This is a genomic window from Paraburkholderia sp. SIMBA_054 (assembly GCF_046534875.1).
GTDB classification, from domain to species: domain Bacteria; phylum Pseudomonadota; class Gammaproteobacteria; order Burkholderiales; family Burkholderiaceae; genus Paraburkholderia; species Paraburkholderia hospita.
This window is the reverse complement of the sequence record NZ_JAWRXV010000094.1, coordinates 1-19223: the sequence shown is the minus strand read 5'-3', so window position 1 is coordinate 19223 and position 19223 is coordinate 1. Positions and strand designations below refer to the sequence as shown.

General features: G+C 60.9%; 19 protein-coding genes and 4 pseudogenes. 9 read left to right on the top strand and 14 right to left on the bottom strand.

What is annotated here, in order from left to right; all coding sequences use genetic code 11:
- Nucleotides 1-345: 345 nt before the first annotated feature.
- The 3 genes and pseudogenes from SB822_RS51120 to SB822_RS51110 all read left to right on the top strand — a co-directional run bounded on the left by SB822_RS51120 (nucleotide 346) and on the right by SB822_RS51110 (nucleotide 2147).
- Nucleotides 346-991: pseudogene (locus SB822_RS51120) on the top strand (MarR family winged helix-turn-helix transcriptional regulator).
- Nucleotides 992-1433: 442 nt separating this feature from the next.
- The gene (locus SB822_RS51115; protein WP_410858362.1) at nucleotides 1434-1724 is read left to right on the top strand and encodes a hypothetical protein; all 291 of its coding nucleotides are present in this window, start codon (nucleotides 1434-1436) and stop codon (nucleotides 1722-1724) included.
- 153 nt (nucleotides 1725-1877) lie between these two features.
- Nucleotides 1878-2147, top strand: coding sequence for a hypothetical protein (locus tag SB822_RS51110; protein ID WP_410858361.1), 270 nt, complete (start codon nucleotides 1878-1880; stop codon nucleotides 2145-2147).
- A 757-nt stretch (nucleotides 2148-2904) separates the two neighbouring features.
- On the opposite strand, the gene SB822_RS51105 is transcribed toward SB822_RS51110, so the two are convergent.
- Nucleotides 2905-3114 carry a hypothetical protein gene (locus SB822_RS51105; RefSeq protein WP_410858373.1) on the bottom strand — a complete coding sequence of 70 codons (210 nt, stop codon included), beginning with the start codon at nucleotides 3112-3114 and terminating at the stop codon, nucleotides 2905-2907.
- A 383-nt stretch (nucleotides 3115-3497) separates the two neighbouring features.
- On the opposite strand from SB822_RS51105, the gene SB822_RS51100 reads away from it, so the two are divergent.
- The gene (locus SB822_RS51100) at nucleotides 3498-3821 is read left to right on the top strand and encodes a four-helix bundle copper-binding protein (RefSeq protein WP_121315149.1); all 324 of its coding nucleotides are present in this window, start codon (nucleotides 3498-3500) and stop codon (nucleotides 3819-3821) included.
- A gap of 13 nt (nucleotides 3822-3834) precedes the next feature.
- Here the strand turns inward: SB822_RS51100 and SB822_RS51095 are convergent, their stop codons facing one another.
- On the bottom strand, nucleotides 3835-3957 hold the full coding sequence (locus SB822_RS51095) for a hypothetical protein (protein ID WP_410858360.1): 123 nt from the start codon (nucleotides 3955-3957) through the stop codon (nucleotides 3835-3837).
- Between SB822_RS51095 and SB822_RS51090 the strand changes: the two are divergent.
- Nucleotides 3954-4298 (top strand): annotated as a pseudogene (locus tag SB822_RS51090) (alpha/beta hydrolase family protein); the annotation flags it as partial. The gene SB822_RS51095 and the pseudogene SB822_RS51090 overlap by 4 nt on opposite strands.
- Here SB822_RS51090 and SB822_RS51085 read toward each other — a convergent pair.
- The 4 genes from SB822_RS51085 to SB822_RS51070 form a co-directional block, all read right to left on the bottom strand.
- Nucleotides 4295-5407, bottom strand: a complete 1113-nt coding sequence (locus SB822_RS51085; RefSeq protein ID WP_410858359.1) for a CapA family protein — start codon at nucleotides 5405-5407, stop codon at nucleotides 4295-4297. The pseudogene SB822_RS51090 and the gene SB822_RS51085 overlap by 4 nt on opposite strands.
- Nucleotides 5408-5683: 276 nt before the next feature.
- Complete coding sequence (locus SB822_RS51080) at nucleotides 5684-5941, bottom strand: hypothetical protein (RefSeq protein WP_410858358.1); 258 nt, start codon at nucleotides 5939-5941, stop codon at nucleotides 5684-5686.
- Nucleotides 5938-6132 (bottom strand): hypothetical protein, encoded by a 195-nt coding sequence (locus SB822_RS51075; protein ID WP_410858357.1) that lies wholly within the window; start codon nucleotides 6130-6132, stop codon nucleotides 5938-5940. The genes SB822_RS51080 and SB822_RS51075 overlap by 4 nt, the downstream gene beginning before the upstream one ends.
- A 280-nt stretch (nucleotides 6133-6412) precedes the next feature.
- A complete protein-coding gene (locus SB822_RS51070; protein ID WP_410858356.1) occupies nucleotides 6413-6709 on the bottom strand; it encodes a hypothetical protein in 297 nt (98 codons plus the stop codon).
- A 378-nt stretch (nucleotides 6710-7087) separates the two neighbouring features.
- Here SB822_RS51070 and SB822_RS51065 point away from each other — a divergent pair.
- Nucleotides 7088-7300 (top strand): annotated as a pseudogene (locus SB822_RS51065) (transposase domain-containing protein); the annotation flags it as partial.
- Nucleotides 7301-7626: 326 nt separating this feature from the next.
- Here SB822_RS51065 and SB822_RS51060 read toward each other — a convergent pair.
- The 5 genes from SB822_RS51060 to SB822_RS51040 all read right to left on the bottom strand — a co-directional run bounded on the left by SB822_RS51060 (nucleotide 7627) and on the right by SB822_RS51040 (nucleotide 12569).
- Complete coding sequence (locus SB822_RS51060; RefSeq protein WP_410858355.1) at nucleotides 7627-8061, bottom strand: DUF29 domain-containing protein; 435 nt, start codon at nucleotides 8059-8061, stop codon at nucleotides 7627-7629.
- A 502-nt stretch (nucleotides 8062-8563) separates the two neighbouring features.
- Nucleotides 8564-9583 carry a TGS domain-containing protein gene (locus tag SB822_RS51055; protein ID WP_410858354.1) on the bottom strand — a complete coding sequence of 340 codons (1020 nt, stop codon included), beginning with the start codon at nucleotides 9581-9583 and terminating at the stop codon, nucleotides 8564-8566.
- Between the two features lie 154 nt (nucleotides 9584-9737).
- On the bottom strand, nucleotides 9738-10313 hold the full coding sequence (locus SB822_RS51050; protein WP_410858353.1) for an elongation factor P: 576 nt from the start codon (nucleotides 10311-10313) through the stop codon (nucleotides 9738-9740).
- A gap of 935 nt (nucleotides 10314-11248) precedes the next feature.
- Complete coding sequence (locus SB822_RS51045; protein WP_410858352.1) at nucleotides 11249-11551, bottom strand: nucleotidyl transferase AbiEii/AbiGii toxin family protein; 303 nt, start codon at nucleotides 11549-11551, stop codon at nucleotides 11249-11251.
- A gap of 424 nt (nucleotides 11552-11975) precedes the next feature.
- Complete coding sequence (locus SB822_RS51040) at nucleotides 11976-12569, bottom strand: ParB-like protein (protein ID WP_410858351.1); 594 nt, start codon at nucleotides 12567-12569, stop codon at nucleotides 11976-11978.
- A gap of 267 nt (nucleotides 12570-12836) precedes the next feature.
- On the opposite strand from SB822_RS51040, the pseudogene SB822_RS51035 reads away from it, so the two are divergent.
- Nucleotides 12837-13383 (top strand): annotated as a pseudogene (locus tag SB822_RS51035) (hemerythrin domain-containing protein).
- 412 nt (nucleotides 13384-13795) lie between these two features.
- Here the strand turns inward: SB822_RS51035 and SB822_RS51030 are convergent.
- From SB822_RS51030 to ligD, 3 genes are all read right to left on the bottom strand, one after another.
- Complete coding sequence (locus tag SB822_RS51030) at nucleotides 13796-14602, bottom strand: tetratricopeptide repeat protein (RefSeq protein WP_410858350.1); 807 nt, start codon at nucleotides 14600-14602, stop codon at nucleotides 13796-13798.
- A gap of 29 nt (nucleotides 14603-14631) precedes the next feature.
- On the bottom strand, nucleotides 14632-15567 hold the full coding sequence (locus SB822_RS51025; protein WP_086909901.1) for a Ku protein: 936 nt from the start codon (nucleotides 15565-15567) through the stop codon (nucleotides 14632-14634).
- 92 nt (nucleotides 15568-15659) lie between these two features.
- Complete coding sequence (gene ligD, locus SB822_RS51020; protein WP_410858349.1) at nucleotides 15660-18194, bottom strand: DNA ligase D; 2535 nt, start codon at nucleotides 18192-18194, stop codon at nucleotides 15660-15662.
- Nucleotides 18195-18397: 203 nt separating this feature from the next.
- Between ligD and SB822_RS51015 the strand changes: the two genes are divergently transcribed.
- Complete coding sequence (locus SB822_RS51015; RefSeq protein WP_410858348.1) at nucleotides 18398-18700, top strand: hypothetical protein; 303 nt, start codon at nucleotides 18398-18400, stop codon at nucleotides 18698-18700.
- 185 nt (nucleotides 18701-18885) lie between these two features.
- The gene (locus SB822_RS51010; RefSeq protein WP_410858347.1) at nucleotides 18886-19149 is read left to right on the top strand and encodes a hypothetical protein; all 264 of its coding nucleotides are present in this window, start codon (nucleotides 18886-18888) and stop codon (nucleotides 19147-19149) included.
- Nucleotides 19150-19223 lie beyond the last annotated feature (74 nt).

Below are 19223 nucleotides of genomic sequence, written 5' to 3'. Positions count from 1 at the left end.
GTTGTCGCACCCGTTTGGAGTACCAATGCATCCGAAGCCACGCTCTCGTATAAATATAGTAGTATTAAATAGCCATTTTCGTTTCTGCGGGTATCGCGATGTCGCTGGATAGTTAGTTATGCTATTCTCACGCAGCAAACCGCCTGTCTGCGCCCAAATGCTCGCAGCTGAACCTCGAGAGTTGAAATTTCTGTGGAACCGGCCTGAACTGCAGGAGATTTTTGAGATAGCAGGAATCGGCGTTCCGATATCCCGGCAACGCCGCCCCCACAGACTTCCGCGCGCCGGCATTGCATATCGGATGTCGACGAACAGGGACAAACAGTCAACAACGAGCGAAAGACTATGAGCGAATCCGTTTACGGCGAGCAGGCAACCGGACGGGTGACCCACAGCCTGTTGCGACTCAGCACGGCGATGCGGGAGCCAGGCGTGGCAGTGGGCGGAAGGCGCAGGTCTGACGCCGACGCAGGGCGAGATCCTGGTGCTGCTGATGCAGCGGAACGGCCCGATGCGTCTGGGTGAGATCGCGCGCGAAACCGCGCTGACCGCCGCGACCACGAGTGACGCCGTCAGTACGCTCGATAGCAAGGGGCTCGTCGAAAAGCGCCGCGCACCCGACGACGGACGTGCGCTCGCCGTACGGCTGACGGCTCGCGGCCGCACCGCCGCCAGGCGCGCCGCGCAATGGCCGGATTTCCTCGCGAAGGCGGTCGGCACACTGCACGCCGAGGAGCAGTCGCTCTTCTATCGCACGCTGCTGAAGACGGTGCGTCAACTCGAGGTTCAGGATCATATTCCGCCGCACCGGATGTGCGTGACGTGCGTGCACTTCGAACCGGGCAAGAATCCGAAGAAGACGCGGCACCATTGCGAGCTGCTCGACCTGTCGATGGCGGATGCGGACTTGCGGCTGGATTGCCCGGTGCATGAAACGGCCGATACTGCGACGCAGAAAAAAACCTGGAAGATCTTTGCGCAGCAAGGCTGAGCCGGCACTGCGAAGCCGGCCGCCGGCGGCGCGATGCGCTGTCTGGCCGGCTGATCCTGTGCGGTTTGCCCCTGGTCCGCCTCGCGCAGGATGCCGTCCGTCGCGTCGTCGCCGACTCACGTCAGTTTTCGGATCTGGCCGGATCAGTGTCATCGGCGAAAAAACGTCTGTCGCGCGGCGTCGTACGGCCGATAACCGCGCTCAAGATTGGTGGTGACGACTCATGTCGTCCGGACTGACGACCAGCCATTCTGGACCTACCCTGGTCTGCGCGAGAGGGGACGAGCGCGTGGCGGGCCGCCGGCCGCCGTGCCCACGATGATTATCGAACATCGCAAGCGACTCGCGCTTCACCCGGAAAAAAGCCCCGCAACAGCGGAACTCGACGGCCGTTTGAGGTCCTACGCTTCAGGAAAGTCAGATTGTATTACGAGGGTCGATCATGGCGTCACGAATACACTATCAGGTCAACGTCTGTGGCGGGGACTTCCAGCATGTGCGGAAATGCTTCCGCACGTGGAAGGAGGAGCCGCTGGTGTACCGGAAGGGTCGACGGATGTTCGAAGACCAGAACGAAGTCCGGATACTGTCGGGTCACACATTCGATAGCACGGAGCACGCCCGCAATGCGCTCAGGCAGGCGTGCAGACCACACGATCTCTATGCACTGGCGGCAGAGGTGCACGATGACAGTCGCAATCTCTGGATCGTTATGGCCGCGTATGAGGAATGATGCCATCGATGCTGTTTCGGACCACTTCGGGGTTGACCCGAAAATTTCGCTGAATCCCGCGCTGATCCGCCTTTCACTGGCGCGCACTGCATACGCCGGGTAACGGGCGAAGGGAGTTTCATCCTCGTCACGCGCGGACATAAGGAGGGGGCCATGGGGCTGTTCCATTGGGGCCTGCTGGCAGCTGCCGTGGTCTGTTACGTGCACCGCGCAATTCCGAAATTCACGGCCACCGCGGCACGGCGCACCGGCGCGCATGGCGTGCTGTTGCTGACTGGCTGCGCATTCGGCATTGTCACAGCACTGACACCCAGGCTCGACGTGCCGCAATGGCTCGCGTTCGTTGCAGGCTTCGGTGCGGTCGATGTACCGGCCGCGGCAATACTGCTCGTCAAAGATCTGCGTGGATCTGGACGGTCATAAGAAGGAGGCTTTTCGGGTCCCCTGGTCATCCCCTCTCCTGTTGGGAGGCGAATTGTACATACACACCTGCGCCATCGCCTTCCCCTTGTATGCGATGGGCGATGGGCGATGGGCGATCTGCGTTCGAGCACATCTTTAATGGTGGTAAGTCTCCATAGCCGCCACGCCCAGCGGAGCGGCTTGGCTCAAAGAATTTTGAGCCAAGCCTACGCCCTTAACTTTTGCAAAACTTGGCGCTCAGCGCAGCAGTCGGTGAACGTCGCCCGTCCCTCAACGAGGTTCACCTGGCGGCCAGGTTCTCTCTCGAGGTCGCAATTGCGTAGCCACGCCGAGTCGACGCTCACCGCGGCAACATGACTGTATTCGCGAACCCGTTCGTCTGAAACAGACTGGGGCAGCCGCGCGATGTCACGCTCTATTTCAGCGTCGAGCTGTTTTCCAAGTGAATCCGATCCCGGATGCCACTCGACGAGATGCCCTTATCCAGCGGTAGCACTTCCCTGACCATGTTCGTCGCCTGCCGTTGGAGCAGACCACACGCTGCTCCGTCCGCGCAGTCCCTTGACACGCCCACGACCACAGCCGCGGGCGCTTCACTGTCACCTTGCCATAGACGGCGCGTAGCACCGTCGAGCGGCTGTCTTTTATGCCTTAAGGCCGCACCGCAGCTCTCGCAATGGGTCTGGCCTGCGCGTCTACGGATGCTGAGTGCTGCTCCCCTTCGCAGGGCACGCCGCGCAAGGGCCGTCAGGTTCGCTCACTGCGATGACGCCGCCCCCTTGACCGCGTTCACCGCCGCAGCCGCCGCGGAGGCCGCGGACGCCACCGATTCGGGAGGGTTCTCGCGCTCGTATTCGCGCCTTTCCGTGATCGCGTTGTAGAAAATCGTCGCGATCACCAGCAACACGACAACGACGATCAATACTGCGATGCCAAGTGTCGGGTTCTTCTTGCGCGGATCGTTCATGAGTCGGGCTCTGCTTGCAGGTTGATTCGACGAAGCGGGCATTCTATGCCGAAGCACCCTGACCAGGGTGTCGATCACCGAGCGGCCATCGCGGATAGCGTCGACCTGTGAGGTTAGTCCCTCTGTTGTCGCCTTGTCTCGAAAAATCTCGTCCGGAACCGCGGCGAAGCGGTACAGCGAATCAAACTCGAAACGTTTCATGAAGCTATTCGCGAGAAATCCGGCTCGTAGCTTCGCTTTACGGCACCGACACTAGCGACTACGCTGCTACGAGAGGCGCGCGCGGGTCGGCCCTGAGGTCATTCGCAACACCTTGCGCCTTGCCTTGGAGCAGAACACGCGGCGGACGCCGAACAACTCTATTCAAGTCTGGAGCTTCGTCGATGAATCCCGAAATCTATCAGCCGTCTATTGAAGCCTGCGATGCTTGTGCCGCTGCCTGCGATCGCTGCGCATCCGCCTGCCTCGATGAACCGGGCAGGGTGAACATGGCCAAATGTATTCGCCTCAACGCCGATTGCGCTTCGCTATGCCGCCTCACATCTGCGGCGTTGGCTCGACAAAGCCATTTCGCACCCGAGTTTTGCGAACTTTGCGCACGAATCTGTGACGAGTGCGCCGATGAATGTGCGCGGCATGCGCCTGAGCACTGCGGCACATGCAGCGACGCGTGCCGGAGATGCGCGGAAGCCTGCCGGGCAATCTAATGCTTGCCCAGCATCAGCGCGCCCGCGAGAATGACGGCGGACGCGTCGCATCTTCCTGCTCGGAGAGCAAGTCCATCAGCAGCGTTCCGATGCTGGCCCGGTTGAGTTCGGTGGCCACATACTGGGCAGACGGCACGCCTCTCGTTTGGTTACTTCGGCGCGAGCACGGGCGCGGCTGCGGCGATCCGCGAGGCGCACGTGTCGTCGGTCCCGATTGAGGCGATCGTTTCGCGAGGCGGCAGGCCCGATCTCGCCGGACGCGACGTCCTCGCCGCGGCGCAGGCGCCTATGTTGCTCGTGGTAGGCGGGCTCGACGCCACTGTCATCGAAGTCAACCGGGAGGCTTTCGCTCTTCTCGAATGTCCGAAGGATCTTGTGATCGTCCCCTGCGCGACCCACCTGTTCGAAGAGCCCGGCACACTGGAAGCCGTTGCGCGGTACGCGTTGCAGTGGTTCGAGCGTTATCTCGGCGCCTAAGCGCCCGCACGCAGTACGAGCGTGTCGTTAGCGCGGCGCTCCACCGTGGCGCCCAATGGCTGACTCTCCCGGTTCAGCGTTTCGTGTAACCATCGAATGCCTTCTACAGGTGCCCGGTTGATCTGGAAGTGGCGTGTCTGCGTCGGCGTCATCGACAGTTCGGCCAGCGTGCCCGATTCAAGGTCGAGCGTGGGGAAATACATCAGCGCGAGGTCGCTGCGAAACGCTTCCTGACCGCCGATACCTTCATAGTCGTTGATGAAGTCCCCGGCACCGTACAGGACGAGTTTGCCTCGATACAGCTCGATGCCCTTCACGTGGTGCGATGAATGGCCGTGTACGAGATCCACCCCCGCCGAATCGATCAGTTCATGCGCGAAGTATCGCTGCGAAGCAGGTATGTCGAAATCGAAGTTCTCGCCCCAATGGATCGAGACGATGACGATGTCGGCTGCCTGCCTGACCGCTCGCACCTGCGCGGCAATCCTGCATACGGTGTCAGCCGAAAGATCAGAGAGCCGGTTCACGCCGGGGCGGCCTCGATCGGCGGCCCAGTCCGCGCGCACGCCGCTGCATTCCGTGGCAACGGCGAAGATCATCACCCTGCCGCCGCCCGCCAGTTCGATCACGGCAGGCGCGGCCGCCTCGACATCGTCCTGCCCCGCGCCAGCCGTATGAATGCCGGCTGAGCGCAAGGCATTCAGAGTTTCCTTCAACCCGCGATAGCCCCAGTCGAGTACATGATTATTCGCGAGCGCGCAGCAGTCGATTTTCGCGGCGCTCAAGACGGGCGCGTTGGCGGGATGCATGCGGTAGTGGATGCCCTTTCCGGGCCATGCATCCTCGCTGGATGTGACGGCCGTCTCGAGGTTAATGATGCGCGCGGCAGGACTCATGCGCTCCAGTTCGGGCAGCACATAGTCCCACACGTAGCCGAACGGGACACACTCCGGTAACGGGCCGGTTTTCGCTTCGGCGAGGCTCACATAGTCTCTCGCCGAACGCACATAGGGCTCGTAAAGATGGGGCCGGTTCGGATGCGGCAGGATCTGATCGATACCGCGTCCCAACATCACGTCCCCGCACAGAAACAGCTTGACGCAGTTCATCTTCGCCGGCCTGTCCGTCAGTCACATCCGTAGCGTGCCCGAGAGACAGCGACGCCTTGTGGTGAGGCACCCACGCCGCAGGTCAGTTCCGGGACGGCAACTGTATCCGGAAACCTGAACCGATTGTCAGGGCCGACCGGTGCGCCGCAAGTCGCGTTGATCGGCTTCGGCTGGATATTGATCTCGAAGCCGCGCTACTGGACGCTGTCCCACAAGACCATGAGCGCCCCTCGATTCGTTGCCTGCGAGAGATTCATTGGCGCGGGGCCGTCTGTTTTATCCATCGGTTGCCCCGACCAGGCCGTCGATGAAGGTGTGGGCCCGACGTTCACCGTACGAAAAGGCGGAACCCGGTGACAGGAAGTCGAGCCGTTCCGGAAGAGCTTCGATCGAAGAAACGGTCGCATCAGTCGATACTATCGTCCAGAAAACAGAGTATCGGCGCTCTTTGCCGTTAAGCGAGGTGACGTTTCTGGTGATGACATGGACATCGATATTGAAGCCACGATATGACTTACAGGACTGTGTATTCACGGACTGTCCCTTTCTGGGCAACGATCGTCGCCGCGCTGGACAAGCTGCAGGCGCCCCACCGCATCTGGACCTATGTTCACCAGCATATTTCGGTAATCACAGTCGCGACAAATAAAAAAGAATCCACTTTCGTCGGTCTGGGTTTCGATTTCATCGAAACCAAATGCGCATTGCAGTTTCGGCAAGTCCACTTGGCTACCTCCGCCGCGGCTTTCGCCGCTTTACGAGTTGCCCGGACTCCGAGGGTCGGCGCGGCAACTCAGGACGCCTGTTCTTCAAGCGGCCTGTTAGCGAGGGCGCGCGCGTCATCTCGCGCCTGGTCTTCCCCAGCAGAATCCCTGTCGGTTTCGTGCGGATCGCTCGATCGCGCGCAATTCGTGGGATTGCAAAGCCTTGCGGCTCGGCGCCCTGGTGCACAATTCGCGTGACCTTGTCCTGTCCTGAGGGGGTTGCGCATTGAGTTCAGTTCGGTCAGGCGAAGAACACAAACGGCAGTGTCAGCATCAGGTAGATCGCAAGTCCGGTGGCTGGCAGGCCGGTGACGATCGCGATGGCCGCGACCGCGCTTCCGATTAGCGCGAGCGCAACCAGCCAGCGTGAGTCAGCTCTCTGAGCGCTGACGTCGGCGCGTGGGCTTGTATCGAGGCGATGTTCTTTGTGCCGCGACATGCATTTTCGAATGTGCAGGTCAAGCATGGCTACTACCCCCAAGATGTATTCGTCGCCCCACGAACGCGTGTCCGTCGTGACATCGGACTGGAACGTCAAGAGCGTCTGCGGATGCAATCGATATCGATGCTCTCATGATAGCCGTCCGCGCACTTGAAAGTGGAAGGGCGCGAGTCTCGCGATCTGCAATCAGCTAATGCAAGACCTGTGGAGAGAAGCAAATCCGGCTGGGTGGGCGGTTGCACGCTGTCAGTTTGTGGTCGCAACAAAAACGGGAACAGGCCGCGCTTGCTCCGCATTGTGCGCTCGCAACAGAGCGGCGACGCAGCACGGTTGCAGGAACCCTTCAGGGGCGGCAACGGATCGTACCGCCGCACCGTTTTCATTTTGAGCGTCGGGCATCGAGCGGAGCCCGTCAGTGATGAAGTGCCTTCGACTCGAATGTGTCAGGGTTCAGAAAACCTCCCTTAAGGCGGGGTCTGGCTGGTGATCGCACTGGCAATGTACCGTCACTGGTCGATCAGCGAGGTGCTCGACGGTCTCGATCTGGCCTTCCCCAACGAGGCCGCGCCGTTTGTCAGGAAGAGCGCGGCGGCGCAGGCACGCCAATGCATCGGCGAGGCACCGATGGCGTGGCTGTTTGAGCAGACAGCACGGGCGTGGACGACTCAGGACGCGGCTCACCCTGCCGAAGGCAACAATACGCCGGCGACGACTTCGCAGTCGAAGTGGCGGTGATAGAACAAACGATCGGTGATCCAAGGCCTAGGCTGTTCAAAGGCGGGAAATGCAACATCACGATTGACATCGCGCTTGTATATAAACCGCTGCAAACGAAACTCGCTCGTCATCAGTCGGCGCGGGTGGCGAACTCCGGGTCCTGATCGTAAAGACGCATGGCGTCGGTGGAGGAGACGATCCGCAGTTCGCAGTCACTCGTGCAGCGCACCGTGCAGGTGCGCCGTGGTCCGGCCGGGGAAGCCTTGAATTCACGGGGTGTTCCTGCGCGCCCTGCCCTAGTCCGGCCAGAACATCGGATCGAGGACCTGTTCCATCGGCCACGGGCAGCGCTCGGGAAAAAACGCAAACCCGATATTCGTTTCCTTGCTCGCTTCCTGGCGGGCATCGACCCACACGTCCTTGATCCACTCGTCGTCGGCCAGAATCGGCTGCAGACTGGGTGTGCCCCTCAGCTGCGCCTTCAACCGCTCGCGCTGCACACGGATCATCGAACGCAAACTCGGCGAGCGCAACTCCGGCTGGTACTGCCACCTGAGAAGCCACGCGGTCAGGCCCGCCATGCGGCGCGTGATGTCACGTATTTCTGCTCTGGCTACGTCCTCGATTTCTTCGGCTATGTGCCCAACGTCGATTTCCTCGAACCGCCCGGCGCGCAGCAGCGCTGCCTGTTCCCGGGCCCACGCGATAATGTCCTGATCGAAGCTTGTCATGATCGTGATCCTCCGAAGTCCGGCAGTCAGTGGAGCCTGGCGACGTACGACGCAAGTGCTGCTACGCCGGTGGCGCGCGCGACGATGCTCCGGACGACGGGAACCCCGGTGAAGCATCCAACTGCGCGCGCTGGAAGCGCGCGTGATACCGTCGCTGCGCATTGCTTTTTAACAGGTAATGTAGCACCCGGCGGTCTTCAAAGCAGGGACGTGGCGGAGAGCTTCAATGGGCCGGGGTGTTATCCATCTTTTTTGTGTGCGAGCGCTCGATGAGTACACCAGGATTGTGCCATGAACCACGCTTCGTTTATTCGGCGGCAACTTGACACCTGGATGACAGCGAGTGCGGCAGAGCAACATGTATCCGCGCAGTTCGCTCGGCGAGCGCCGCTCGCCAATTGGTGTTAGCAGCGTGAGCGTGGAGTGCCAGTTGAGCCAGGCGAACAGCCGGCATTTCCGGGGAGCGTGTCAGGATCACCTGCTGCAACCGTCGCCACTTGAACTACGAATGCAGTTCCACGACGTCTGAATCGGCCACCGGATGATCGGCGCCCACCTGTTGGCCGCTGAACTGACCGCTCCCCCAAATGCGGGCGAACCTGAACGTGCGTGCGAGATCAGGATGCACCCGCAGGGCGACATCCAGCACGGTGTCGCCGCGACGCATCGTAAAGGGCCGATTCCGGTCGACGGATTTCCCGGGGGCCTTCGTGTAGATGCGCACAATGCCCAGAGCTCTGAAAAGAAATGGTCCGATCTCGGCCAGTCCTCGTCCGCCGGTGGCCGAGGTTGCGAGCAGCGGAAAGTGTACGCCGAGCAGGTCTTCGAGCACGGCCGCGTCTTCCGGGTTGGCGAGATCGGTCTTGTTGGCCAGCAGCAGCGTAGGGAGGTAAACGCTGAACGGGTCAACGGGCGACAATACCGCCGTCCCCGCGCGGTCGCTACCCTGACCCGGCCAGCGCTCCGTTGGGATGATCTTTGCCGCGACGAGCCGCTTCAGAACCAGCGCCAATTGTTCTATGCAGTCTGGCGCGCTCAGATCGACCACGAGCAGTGCGCCGTCAGTCGACCGCAGTATGCTGGTGAGTTCAGGCTGCATGAATTCGGCCGAGACAGGCGGCAGATCAACCAGTTGAAAAGAAATGTCCTCGAACGGCAGCATGCCGGGAATCGGCAGCCTGGTCGGGCGGTGGTAGGGCCCGAACTCCCTATTCGATCCTGTCAACCTCGCGTGCAGGCTGGATTTTCCCGCGCCGGGCGGGCCGATCAAACAGAGTTGGGCCGCGCCATCGGCATGGACCGCATGTGACGGCCCTCGGTGTGCCGCCTTCCCGTGGCTCACAGATGCCTGGGTGAGCTCTCTCATCCGCGACTTTATATCGGCTTGCAGACGCTCCGTTCCCTTGTGCTTTGGGATGGTGCGGAGCATCTCCTTCAGGCATCCAAGCTGCTCGCGCGGCTCGCGCGCCGCCCGATAGGCTTGTTCGGCCCGCTTGTACTCGGGAGAGAGGTTTGCTGGCATGGGTCCGTCAGCGCAGAGGACCGTTCTGCGCCGACAGTGAAACACTAGCATGGCGTCAGGCGCTTCACTATTCTGGACGCTTTTTGTGGCTGCCACCGCAACGACGGTATAAGACCGTCGTATGCCCCTGGTTGCGCAAGGGCTACGCGCATTCTCACGGCTTTCGCGCCCCTCGCCTTACCCGCTCCAGGTATTTTCCTGAAGCGACCTCGATTCGCACAGTGTCCCCTTCCTTGATGAACTGAGGAACGAGAACTTCCATGCCGTTCGCGAGCGTGGCGGTCTTGAAGGTGGAGGTTTCATGCTCGTGCAGGCCCGGCGGCGTAGACACGATGCCTAACTCGACCGCAGGGGGAAATGCGATGGCGACGGGCTCACCCTCATAAAGTTGCACCGGGATTCGCATAGTGGGTTGAAGAAACTTTTCGTATGCGCCAATGGTTTCCGAGGGCAAACTGATCTGTTCGAAGGTATCGGGATTCATGAAATGGAAAGCGATACCATCTGTGTACAGGTATTCCATCTCCACGTTATCGAGCGCGACCTCTTCGAGCTTGTCGTGCGGGTGCAACCGCAATTCCTTGACGTGACCGGACTTCAGGTTCTTGACCTTGGTAAAGACTGCGCTACCCTGCTGGCCGCCGCCGTGGTACCCGGCGCTCACGACGCTATGCAGTTCGCCCTCAAGCATGACGACCATGCCCGGCTTCAGTTCCAAAGCTTCGACCATTTGCTTGTCTCCGCCTGGTCGGCGAGATGACGCCTTGAGCCTAGCACTGGCGCGGACCGCCAACAACCGGCCCGCCGCGACAGCGGCAATTCATTCAGGGTTAGCTGAAACCGGAAATACCAGCGCACTGCGCAACTGATGACGGCTGCTGGAAAGCGGTGGCCATGATAAAGCGGTTTGCATTCTTCATCGCGCCGGGATCTGACCAAGATAAGCGCTTATGCTCTGCAGCAGATAAGCGCGTATCGTGGTCAGGGGCCAAGTTGCTGTATGTTCATTGACGATGGTCCCCGCTAGCCCCAAATCAGCCTGCACCCTATGATGCGTTAGGAAGAACCCGACGCAACCTGAGATTAAGTGTTTTCCCTAAGCATTGGTACCTGACAGCTGATGTCAGTGTAGCCGAAGGGTGGCAAGGTCTCGATCTTCGATTCCGGGCGTTACCGCTCGATAGGTAACGCCCGAGGCGCGCAATCTGAGTAATTTTATTTTGCAATCCAAAGTAATTGGCATTTTGCCGAACGCTGTGCAATGCGACGCGGTGCGGGCATCAGGCCCGTCAGTTACAGAGGCTTGGTCCAGGCCGGCTTCTGAACGGAAGTGACCGCCGCTTGCCCGTTCTGGTAGCGTATCCGGAGCAGCTTGTCGCCCGGTTGGGCGTTGCGACCCAACTGTTCAACATCGTGTATGACTGCCTCATTGTGTGCAATACCCTGTACCGCGTGTTGCTCGGTGAGATGGATAATCGGGCCGCAGTATTCGCCTCGGGTTGTATCGATTTGCCGCAATGTGAGGCTATGGTCCGAGGCGAACGCCTCGGCCTCATTTGCGGATCTCTGCCGAGCTGCGCGCAGTTCCGCAAAATATGTCCGCGCGACGTCGGCTGCCTGCTCGAATGTTGGCGAGTAATTCAACATCTCGATTGAGGCGAAGCGCTATTTCATCGCGACGGGGGGCGCGTCGAGTGCATCAGCAAAAACATCCAGATGACGGTACATGAACGGCCTCGCATGCTCCAGCGCAGCGGGCTCCCGCTTGACGACCATCGACAGGTCAAACAGATCGCGCGCGGATCCCTGGTTTCCACGGTGATACATCTTCTTGGCGACAATTTCCGCCGCAGTCTCGACACGGACAGGACACTGGAAAAGCTCCCACGTTTCGAAGGCATGGGCGTCAGGCAGCAGGTTAGGTGACGCAACGAAGTCGATTTCGCCCGCTTCCAGGTGCAACTTCACGAAGTTGGACGCTTCCGTGTACTGCGAGTCGCACAAGGCATCGGCGACAGGGGTAGGAGGTGGTAGCGTCGGCGGTGGAGTAGGCGTCGGCGTGGGGTTCTAGGCGCTGCGTGCCGACGTCTGGTTGGGACCGAGCGCCCGCGTGCGGCGCCGAGCGGGCGGGAGCACATAGCCAAAGGGTGGCTGCTGTCCGAAAGCTCGTCGCCCCGATCTGCGAGTCGGGACAAGTGGTGAAAAAATCGACGGCGCGTGCCGTCATCTGCAGGGTGTCAAGGCTCCGGACTTTTCCAAGGTATCGCGGTCATCAAGTCCGTGATGCCAGGCAGCCCCGTCCGGTGTCGCTGGAGCCGGCAGAATCGCCGCGCCTCTACCACTGGCTGCCTCGTACACTGCCGTGCGCCCATGCTGTCGGCTGGTAGCGAGATCAGTCAGGCGCTCCGACGTAGCCCGGCAGGCCGAGGGCAGCTCTGCTTTTTGCAAGCTTGACTGCTTTCGCGACGAGCGACCCGAATTCTTCGTCGGTCACGGGGGGCGGCAGACGATGCCTGAAAAAATCCGCCCACCGGAACTCTTCAAGCGGCACGGCCGTCTTTTCATATCCACCCGCGTCACGTACGGATGCGGAGAGGCTGCGGAATTCATCGTCCTCCAACTCCCACACATGCTCGCACATGTCTGCAAACGCCACTCTTCGACCGTCGCGATCGTAGGGGTATGTCCACCGGTGGTTTTCCATGGTGAGCCAGAACTCTGCCAGCGTGAGAGACGACAGGTCTCTTGTCAGCACGACCGGAACGCGTGTGATCCCGGCATGCCAGAGTGCCGTCGCCACATGATGATGATCAATTGCATAGGGCGCACTCGCAGGACCGAGCACGATGGGAACTGGCTTTTCGGCGATGGCCATCTCGAGCTCATGCCCGCTCAGGGAGCGATATGCTTTGGTCTTCTCACGAATTTCGCGCTCGCCGTGCGTCACCTGGGTCGGGCGCAACCGGGCGATCTTTATCGTCTTCATGCCTGTTCTCCGCGCGCGAGTGTGATTTAGCTGGGCACCCCTCTCGCCGGACTAATGCCAACAGGCGAGAGGGTTTCGATGAGTTCGCAGCAGGGAACGTGCCGTCACATCGGAAGGTTCTCGATGCACCGGGCAACCGTGCGCCTTCGCGTGCAGCTCTGTGCCGCTGATTCGCGCAACGCTCATTGCCGGAGGTTGATGCGGATCGCGTAACCATGATATCCATGGGGGCGACGTAAATTCCGCACATATTTCATGGAGATACGAATGAACTCGCAAGACAGGACAAGCGGATCGGCTGATGCCCCCGCCGCATCGGATGCGATCGCATTGCTGAAGGCGGATCACCGCTCAGTGGAGAAACTCTTCGATGCGTTGGAAAAGAAGGGAGACGATGATCTGGAAGCGAAGGCACGCTGGCGCGACGCGCATGCGAAGAACTGACGGTGCACGCGATTATCGAAGAAGAGATTCTGTATCCGGCAGCGCAAGCGCTCGAGAAACAGGATGAGCTTGATGTAGACGAGGCATACGTCGAGCATTACCTGGTCAAGACATTGATTGAGAAGTTCGATTCGTTTCGGCCCGGCGATGACGGCTTGATGCGACATTCAAGGTGATGTCCGAACTGGTCAAACATCACGTCGAAGAAGAAGAGTCCGAGCTGTTTCCGGAACTGCGCGAAAGCGGAATTGATCTGGTCGCCTTGGGTGTAAAGCTGACTGCGCAAAAGAATGAGCTTGTGAAAAAGCTCGACGCCGTGGGTAGCAAGCTTGCCGGCGACCGAACACTGTCGTTCATACGGGCCGCTTGACCATATGCAGATTTGTGGGTGTCCGACGGGCGCGGCGTTCTCCTATAACTGTAGACCAGTGTCTGTTCATTTCGTCATTCCAAATTGAAGCTGCCGTTTCGGTGCGAGGAAAAGATCAAGCCCGAAGCCGCCAAGCGGTGCGCCATATGCGCAGGCTTGAGGTCTGACTCGTCCCGAAACACCATTCCATTCGTCGGGAGTGGACGATACCTTTACTGACAGAAGCGAGGGACAATCAATCAGTCGTTGCCACACGTCACGGTTCCGTTCCCTTACCCATCCTCTACGCCAGATTGCATGGGAGCGGCGACCTGCGGCTTTCATTACAGGGCTGACGCGATACTCTTTCGCCGACATCCCTCGCACATCAGGCAAGAAAGAAGGTGTGGTGGTTACGTGCTTAATGGCCTGCTCAGGTAGTGAGACGTCGATAGGCGTTCAGATGCCTGAGCAAGCCCTGCGGGTCGCCGCGCTTCTCTAGCAGGATGGCCAGGTTGTGATGCGCATCTGCGTGCGTCGGGTCGATTTCCAGACTGCGTTGATAGCTTCGCTCTGCGTCTTCAAAACGACCAACATCCTCTAGCGCGATTGCACGGTTAAAATGCAACACTGCATCCTGCGGAAAGTGAGTCAGCGCTTCGTCGAATATTTCGAGTGCATCGTTACAGCGCGCTTCGAGCTCGCATAACAGCACGCCAAGATCCACATACGCCGCATAGTAGGGGCGCGGGGAGAGCGCGATAGCCTTCCGGTAAGCCTGCTCTGCCCCGTTGACGTCGGATGCTCTGAGCTGCTCCCCGAGGTCGTACCACTCCTCCGCCTGTCGCTCGCCATTGCGTCGTGCAGGTGCAGTGTCGAGGAATACGACATCGCCCTTGATTTCGGCGACTTCGAAGTCCAGCAACAGCTGGCCCGTGACCGCGTCCCACTGCGACGGGCCTGTACGGACTGCCACGTCGTTGCCGACCGCCGACACGCGAATACCCGTGAGCGGCAGCTCATCGGGCAACGTCGCTCTGAGCCGTGACAGCGCGGCAATGATCTTGCGCGGAGGTATCTGTGCGCTCCGTAACTGCAGGGCCGTGCGCAGCAGAACGGCATCCTGGAATGTGAAGCGCCAAGCATTTCGCGGGCCACGCGATGGCGTCACAAAACCCGATGCGACAAGACCCGAGAGCACGCTGCGGGAAACGCCGAGCATGCCTTGCAGCTCGCGCATCGATACCTCGCGTGCCGGGACGCTTGACGTCACTTCCGCGCCCGGACCTTCGCCGGTGGCTCAACGGGCGTCTTCGCGGCGCGCGTTGCCGGCTTTCGCGAGCGCGGCGCCACGGGAAGCGCGGTGACAGGCTCTGCGCTCCTGCGCTTCGGTGCGGCGGGTGTAGCCGCGGCGGCCGCCTTGGGCTTTCCACCCTTCAGGCTTGCGCGCAGTGCATCCATCAGGTCGATGACCTGCCCTCCACTGCCCGTCGCCTCTGCCGGTTCGTTCGCGATGATCTGCTTGCCTTCAATTTTCTCGTCGATCGCGGCGAGAATGCGCTGCTTCTCCTCGTCCACGTAGGCTGTCGGGTCGTAGTTATCTTCCGTGCCCTGCTCGATAATCTGAAGGGCGAGCTTCAGCTCGCTATCGGACACCTGGACGTGTTCGATATGCAGGTCACTCAGCGAACGCACCTCATCCGCGTAGAGCAGCTGCTGGAAAACGAGCCCGCCTTCTTCGGGCCGTACCTGCACAATCCGCGTCCTGCCCCTGAACGCCCATTTCGCCAGTGCACAGCGGCCACTTTCGGCAAGCGCCTGTTGCAGCAGGCTGTACGGTTTGCCACCGCGCTTGTCGGGCGCGATGTAGTACGCCTTGTCGTAAAAGACCGGGTTGACTGCCTTCTCCGGGATGAACGCCATGATCTCGACGACGTGACTCGCGCCATCCTCCAGCGCTTTCAGTTCGTCTGCAGTGAACACGACGAACCTGTCCCGTTCGAACTCGTAACCCTTGTTCATACTGGATCGTTCGACGACGGCCCCGGTTTTCTCCGAGACGTACTGCTGCTTGACGCGCGAACCGTCAGGAGCCAGCAGGTTGAAGCGCACGTCAGACGAACTCTCGGTCGCCGCATAGAGCTTCACCGGGATCGAAACGAGTCCAAACGAGAGTGACAGGGAGGCAATAGAGCGGGCGGCCATGGATGTCTCCTGACGGATAGCGCGTTCAGAGCCCACCTCGTGCAAGGCACGTGCCATCGCGGGGACGATGGTGCCGGGCTGGGGCGCTCATATCATTGTAGGCGCCTGATCGCCGATGCCAGTGACTGCACCGTGGTCCAGTAGGCTGCCCAGGGATCCTGGGTCTGGAAGCTGAGATACTCGCGCGCCGTCTGGACGGTCCACTGGGCGCCGCTCTTCAGTTCGGGCAGCTGCTCCCACGAAACCGGCATCGACACGCCCATCCGGCGGCGTGCCCGCGCGGAGAATGCGGCCGCCGTGGTCTGCGCCATCCCGTTGCGCAGGTAATCGACATACACCTTGCCGATGCGGTTGGAAGCGCCCGATGTCGCCGAAAAGCGCTCGGGAATCGTCTTCGTCAGATGCCGGACGAATGCCTTCGAGAATGTCTTCACCGCGTCATAGTCGAGCCGTGGTGTGAGCGGGACGACGACATGCAGCCCCTTGCCGCCACTCGTCTTTAGCCACGCCTGCAATCCCAGTTCGTTCAGTAGTGTCTGGACGAGCAGCGCCGCTTCCTGAATGTGGGTCCACTTCACGCCCTCGCCCGGATCGAGGTCGAAGATGACCCGGTCGGGTTTATCAAGCCGGCGGACAGTGGAGTTCCAGGTATGAAACTCCACGGCGTTCATCTGCGCAGCCGACATTAGCGCCTCGATGGTATCGATGGTCAGCAACGGCGGATGATTCGGCCAGAGCTTGCGGTCATGGGCCTTGATCCCAGGCATGCCCGTCCGCTCGTCGTGTTTCTGGAAAAACTGCTCGCCCTCGATCCCGTCTGGCGCTCGCACCATCGCAACGGGACGGTCCTTGAGGTGCGGTAGCATCCACGCCGCAACGCTCTCGTAGTACCGCGCGAGATCAAGCTTCGTCACACCGCTTGACGGGTCGATGATGCGCCCCGGGTGTGTGACCTTGATCTGGGATACGGCCAGTGCGTGCGTGAGTGTCCGCCCGCCTTCCCGGACGACCCGGCGCGCCGGCTTATCGACTCGCAAGCCCTTGAACGACGCCTGCCGCACGACGCCGTCTGCTGTCCATTCGGCAAATTCCACCTCAGCGACGAGTTCGGGGCGCACCCAGCGCTCGCTACCCGCCGCGCGCCGCGACCAGCGCCGGGATTTTGTGACGGCAATGTCGAACGGTGCCGAATCGATTTCGAGCGGCGCAAGACGCCGCCACAGATCCCGGCCCGTTCGGGCATCCCAGCCTGTGCCCACACTGCCTGCATCGTGAAGCCTGCTGCCCCCTCTTTTGCCCTGCTCGCTGCCCTCGTAATAGCCAAGCAGCAGGCTGCCCACTTCACCCTCCCTGCCACCGCGCGCGGTGAAGCCACAGATGACCAGTTCCTGCCGCAGCCGGCATTTGGCCTTCAGCCACGTCTGTGTCCGTCCCGATTCATATCGCGCGTCGCGGCGTTTGAGCATCAGGCCTTCCAGGCCCAGTCCGGCAGCAGCCTCGAAAACCCGCGTGGGTGGCGCCTCGAAATCCTGACTGAACCGGATGCGTTCCCTGTCTCCGTCGAGTAATCTGGCGAGCAACGCGCGCCGCGTCCACAGCGGCACGTTTCGCAGATCCATGCCGTCGAGATACGGCAGGTCGAACAGGAAAAAGACGATCTCCCTGTTTGCGGCGTTGTCGATCGCATCCTGCAGCGCACCGAAATCCGGTAGCCCATCCCTGAGCACGACGATTTCGCCATCGAGCCATCCGCTCGACACGAGAAGGTTTCCGACCTCCGCTGCCAGACTCGCAAGTTTCTTCGTCCAGTCGTGGCCGCCGCTCGTGAACAGCCGCACGTGTCCGTTGTCGACCCGCGCGAGCATCCGGTAACCATCCAGCTTCGCCTCAGTGATCCAGTCGCCACCCGAGGGCAGCGACGAAGCCAGCGTCGCGCGTTGCGGCTCAAGCTTCGCAGGCAACGGGGCAGCGATCGCGGCGGAGAGATCCAGTTCTGCCTCCGCCCTGCTCCTGGCGCGCCCCGCCTTTGGCTCGCGGTCTTCGATCAGTCCCAGCGGGTGGGTCGTCACGCTGTCTGGCAGCGCCTTGATGACGTCGAACTCGGCGAGCGGCCGCGCCCATTCGTCGCGCTTCTTGAACAACATCCACTGATCCTGCCGGTCGCCCGGCTTTGAGATGCGCACCAGTTCCCACAGTCCGGCGAGCTTTTCGCCGTGGAGCCGGAAGACCAGCTTCCCTTTGCTCATGCTGTCGTGTGGATCACCGAGGGGTTCCCATGTACCCCGATCCCACACAATCACGGTGCCTGCACCGTACTGCTTCTTTGGAATCGTTCCCTCGAAAGCCGAATATTCGACGGGGTGGTCCTCCACATGGATGGCCATGCGCTTTTCCGTCGGGTCGTAGCACGGGCCTTTCGGGACGGCCCACGACAACAGCACGCCATCGTGCTCCAGCCGAACGTCATAGTGCAACCGGCTGGCCCAGTGCTTCTGGACGACGAAGCTCAGATCCCCGCTTGTGGTCAACTTCGACGCAGCGGGCGCCGGCTCTGGCGTGACCAGAAAATCCCGTTTTCGTCGGTAGCCGGAAAGCGGCGGCGACGCCGGGGCGCGGTCAGATGCCATGACAATTGATGAGGAAAACAGTTTTCTAGCCGATTGGCATTCAGACAGTTCAGTAGCCTGCGACTTTCCGCTCGTCTTTCCTGCGCCTGATTACGTTAGCCCACCCAACGGAATACGGCAAATCTGCGGCGAATTCCCCGCGCGAAGAGGTCACTCAACGCAAGCCGGTGGTCGATCCGTCGCCATGCAGACAAAAAAAATAGTTGCTCTCCGGTGGCGTTACTCGGCTTCACTGGCTGGCACCCGAGGGCACCGCGCTGGCCATCGAAGAGGGTGTAGCAACGGCAGGTGCCTCACGTGAGGAAGGCGGCGCAGTCGCGCCGGCCGCATTCTCGCTCGCGCTTTTCGCTGCCGCACTCTGGCCCGGCGCACCGCTCACGCCCGCCGTGTTGGTCATGACACTGCTGCTTGCTGAACTCATCGTGTCGCTGCTTTTTTCGTCGACTTTCTTGCAGGCGCTCGCGCCGAACATGAGTGCCGTCGTCGCCAGTACTGCGGACGCGTAACGTGTAACCGATCGCATGGTCGAGACTCCCTCGCTGGACAGGGCCGACCTGTTGATGCGCCGGCTGGTGGGTATGTATCACGCGTAGCAACGTCCATTCCTTCCGGGTTTGCGTCCGCCAGTCGCTGCACCGGGCCAGAATCTTGCACGCGCATCGACGGAACGCAACACGCTGCGAGGAATACGATGACCAACAGGACACGCATGCCACGCGAGCCGCGGCGACGGCTTGGCGAATGGTTTCCCGACAGTGAAGAAGCAATTGCACGCTTCCGGCTCGATCTGGCCGAACGCGCGAGAGAGCGAAAGGGTGAACATAAGGGCCGCGTGCCGATGGCACCTGTCGTTCAGGATCTCTCGACCCTGCTGCAGGGTGACCCCGTCCTTCGCATGGACCTCACCAACGCGATCGGCGAGGCGCGCGATGCCGGTTTTCAGCTCGGGTACTGAGCGTGAGCACGTAAATCGATGGGGCAATGAGCAACATAAATGATGTTCGAGGGACGAAGTAAAACGGGAGCGAT

Bases quoted from the DNA above. Each gene is read 5' to 3' on its own strand.
- SB822_RS51115 (WP_410858362.1), top strand. From the start codon at position 1,434: ATGGCGTCACGAATACACTATCAGGTCAACGTCTGTGGCGGGGACTTC.
- SB822_RS51110 (WP_410858361.1), top strand. From the start codon at position 1,878: ATGGGGCTGTTCCATTGGGGCCTGCTGGCAGCTGCCGTGGTCTGTTAC.
- SB822_RS51105 (WP_410858373.1), bottom strand. From the start codon at position 3,114: ATGAACGATCCGCGCAAGAAGAACCCGACACTTGGCATCGCAGTATTG.
- SB822_RS51100 (WP_121315149.1), top strand. From the start codon at position 3,498: ATGAATCCCGAAATCTATCAGCCGTCTATTGAAGCCTGCGATGCTTGT.
- SB822_RS51085 (WP_410858359.1), bottom strand. From the start codon at position 5,407: ATGAACTGCGTCAAGCTGTTTCTGTGCGGGGACGTGATGTTGGGACGC.
- SB822_RS51060 (WP_410858355.1), bottom strand. From the start codon at position 8,061: ATGACAAGCTTCGATCAGGACATTATCGCGTGGGCCCGGGAACAGGCA.
- SB822_RS51055 (WP_410858354.1), bottom strand. From the start codon at position 9,583: ATGCCAGCAAACCTCTCTCCCGAGTACAAGCGGGCCGAACAAGCCTAT.
- SB822_RS51050 (WP_410858353.1), bottom strand. From the start codon at position 10,313: ATGGTCGAAGCTTTGGAACTGAAGCCGGGCATGGTCGTCATGCTTGAG.
- SB822_RS51040 (WP_410858351.1), bottom strand. From the start codon at position 12,569: ATGAAGACGATAAAGATCGCCCGGTTGCGCCCGACCCAGGTGACGCAC.
- SB822_RS51030 (WP_410858350.1), bottom strand. From the start codon at position 14,602: ATGCGCGAGCTGCAAGGCATGCTCGGCGTTTCCCGCAGCGTGCTCTCG.
- SB822_RS51025 (WP_086909901.1), bottom strand. From the start codon at position 15,567: ATGGCCGCCCGCTCTATTGCCTCCCTGTCACTCTCGTTTGGACTCGTT.
- ligD (WP_410858349.1), bottom strand. From the start codon at position 18,194: ATGGCATCTGACCGCGCCCCGGCGTCGCCGCCGCTTTCCGGCTACCGA.
- SB822_RS51010 (WP_410858347.1), top strand. From the start codon at position 18,886: ATGACCAACAGGACACGCATGCCACGCGAGCCGCGGCGACGGCTTGGC.